The 2,489-nt window shown below is 61.1% G+C and carries 4 protein-coding genes; all 4 read right to left on the bottom strand.

Annotation, left to right across the window (positions count from 1 at the left end; translation table 11 throughout):
• Positions 1–455 (bottom strand): hypothetical protein (locus tag BMX32_RS18350; RefSeq protein ID WP_139206792.1); only part of this gene is annotated, 455 nt, incomplete at its 3' end.
• 88 nt (positions 456–543) lie between these two features.
• Positions 544–1,389: an MrpH family fimbial adhesin gene (locus BMX32_RS18575; protein ID WP_139206791.1), complete on the bottom strand. Its 846-nt coding sequence runs from the start codon at positions 1,387–1,389 to the stop codon at positions 544–546.
• Between the two features lie 47 nt (positions 1,390–1,436).
• Positions 1,437–1,988: a hypothetical protein gene (locus BMX32_RS18570; protein ID WP_139206790.1), complete on the bottom strand. Its 552-nt coding sequence runs from the start codon at positions 1,986–1,988 to the stop codon at positions 1,437–1,439.
• 58 nt (positions 1,989–2,046) lie between these two features.
• Positions 2,047–2,489: hypothetical protein (locus BMX32_RS18780; protein WP_170843741.1), on the bottom strand; the 443-nt coding region annotated here is incomplete at its 5' end.

Here is a 2,489-nt window from a genome sequence, read left to right as displayed (position 1 = left end):
GGGGTGGCCGGATCGATCGGGCGAGGCACGATCGTGGGCACGACGAGGTTCTCGTTGATATAGGGCGTGCTCACCACGGTGTCGAGGTCGCCGGGTACGGTGAGCTTGATGACCAGCTCGCTAGGCGCCGAATCGAACTCGGAGCCGTCGGCGTCGCGCACGCGGGAGCGGATGAGATGGGTGCCGTCGCCCAGTTCCAAAAGTGTCTTCGCGGGGATCAGCACGGCCACGCTCTCGACCGGTGCCAGGACAGCGGCGCTGCCCAGAATCTTGTCATCGGGACCGACGACGAGCGCGGTGTCCCCCCCGGTGAAGCGGTCCGAGGCGATACGGGCGACGATGTCGACGTCGGGATTCTGCTTCAGGTCGAGATAGCCCAGGCCGCCATCGGCGGCGCGCTCGATGTAGGGGACGTCGATCGCATGAGGCGCGGTCTTGCGGGTGGTGTCTTCCATGACACGGATTCCTTGTGCATGTATGTAAAGGGCCTGGTCATCGCTGAATGCGTTTTGTCGAGGTCGACGGCATCGTGAGAACGTGTCGTCAGGGTCTCGGCACCATCTTCAGGATAAATACGGCGTTTCCTTGCAAGGAACCGGCCGTAGGCGCGGTGGCCGACAATGTCGCTGTCAGAGTCACCGGAAGCGCGTTCGTCCCGTCGACGGATATGTCGTGTTCGGTGGGATAGCCGTCAACTTTCAGCTGCGACTTGATGGTCCCGTCGGCACGAACGGGAATGAGCGAAGTCGGGTTCCCGGCACTCGCAACGGCCATCACCTTGCCTAAAGCTGGACGGTTACATGACACGCTGAGACTCGTCGTAGCGACTCTGCCGTTAACGGCGGCTACGGTCACGTTACCGAACGGGAAAGCAACGTCGGATACGGAAATCGTACAGCGCAATTCGGGCAGGGGTGGGCTGACAGTGGTGCAAGTCTGGTTGGTGAATTGTCCCCAATTGCCGCTGTGCCCGTTCCTGGCTCCATAGCAGAGCGTTTTACCCCTGACATCCCCTGGAATGATGATGGTGAAGGGATTCTGGTAGAGCTCAACCACACCCTGAAAAGTCCCTCGACCATCGCACGTGTACGGCCACGGCGCGAGGTTGGGGTAAAGGTTGAGTTCCGGCGTCGCATCCTGACCTTTTCCATCGAACCAGAACTTTATCGTCCATGGCGTGCCGCCAACTTGATTGCATCTGTATTGGAACTCAGCCGGGGTGCCGCCGTCTTTTCCATCGTCCGTCCACTGAATCGTGATCTGAGTTACCCCACCCCCATAAGTGACTTTCGTGGTCTTGGTGGACGCCGGTGCGCACGGCGATACGATCAACATCGCCGTGATCGCAACTTGCGATAATGCACGGATCGCATAGGTCGAAGGATTCATGATGGAACTCCTGTGACGTCGCGGATTATTTACGATGAGCGACGGCGTCATGGCACCGCGACGCAGCTTTTCGTCGCTCCTGGCGCCTGTACGAAGGTGCCGCCGGTTTCGCGCTGGCTGGCCGCGCCGAGCGTCACGCACCAGTAGCCGCTCTCGAATACGCGCGACGGCTCCTCAGCCACGCCGCCATCCGGCCAGCGATTGTGCACTTGTTGGACGCCGTCGGCCCAGGTCGTCGCCGCGGAAAGCTGGGAGCCCACCTTGAACGATGACCATTGGTTCTTCTCCTCGTTCCAGATGAAAAGGCCGACGAAGTAACCGGCCGGAACGGTTGTCTGGCCGTAGTCGGCGGATGATGTGGACCATCCCCAGCTGATCCTGACGTTCGACATGTCCCTCCCCAATAGCGTTCTGAACCATCGAGTGATCGCGCCGCGTGTGGCGAGCGACATGTTCAGCACCGATTTGGGCCCGTGTGGTACGAGCACCTTGCCGGTGATGCTGATGGCTATCTGTTGCTCTACGAGGTTTGGTGCGGCTTGCGCGAAGGCGAGCGGTGAGGCCAGCGCCGGTAATGCAAGCGCCGCCAAGAGCGACATGTAACGGCATACAGGGTTGCACATGATTGCCGATCTCCAGTTAGTCCATCGCATTGCGTTAGCCGATGAAGGTGACGTTGGTACGTGGCGATTTCGCCGTCGCGCCACCCACTACCGCGACGGTGTAGTCGAAGGCGGCCATCGGCGTTTCCAGTGCAGCGACGATGTCCTGGATGTAGGACTTCGGAACGTGGAACGCGATGTCGCCCAGGGCGGCGACGGTCTGCGTCGCAGGGACATGGTTTCCGATCGCGCTGTAACAGGTCAGCGTGATCGCCTGCCCGACAGCCATGCCGGTGTATTGCTTGACGACGACGCGCAGGCCGGTGGAGGCGCTGATGTCCCCAATATCGATATTCCCCTGGGAATCCATGAAATCGGGTTCGGGGCGCGCGAGCACGAGCGCATTGCCGGTGACGGTGACGAGATAACTTCCCTCGGCACCGGCGGTGTCGCTGGCGGTGATCGTGGCGGCGCCATCGGCTCTGGATTCGATGCCGC

The organism is Luteibacter sp. UNCMF331Sha3.1 (assembly GCF_900109915.1).
In the GTDB taxonomy this organism is placed as follows: Bacteria; Pseudomonadota; Gammaproteobacteria; order Xanthomonadales; family Rhodanobacteraceae; genus Luteibacter.
Note: the sequence above shows the minus strand (reverse complement) of the source record. Positions and strands in the feature narration are given on the sequence as shown.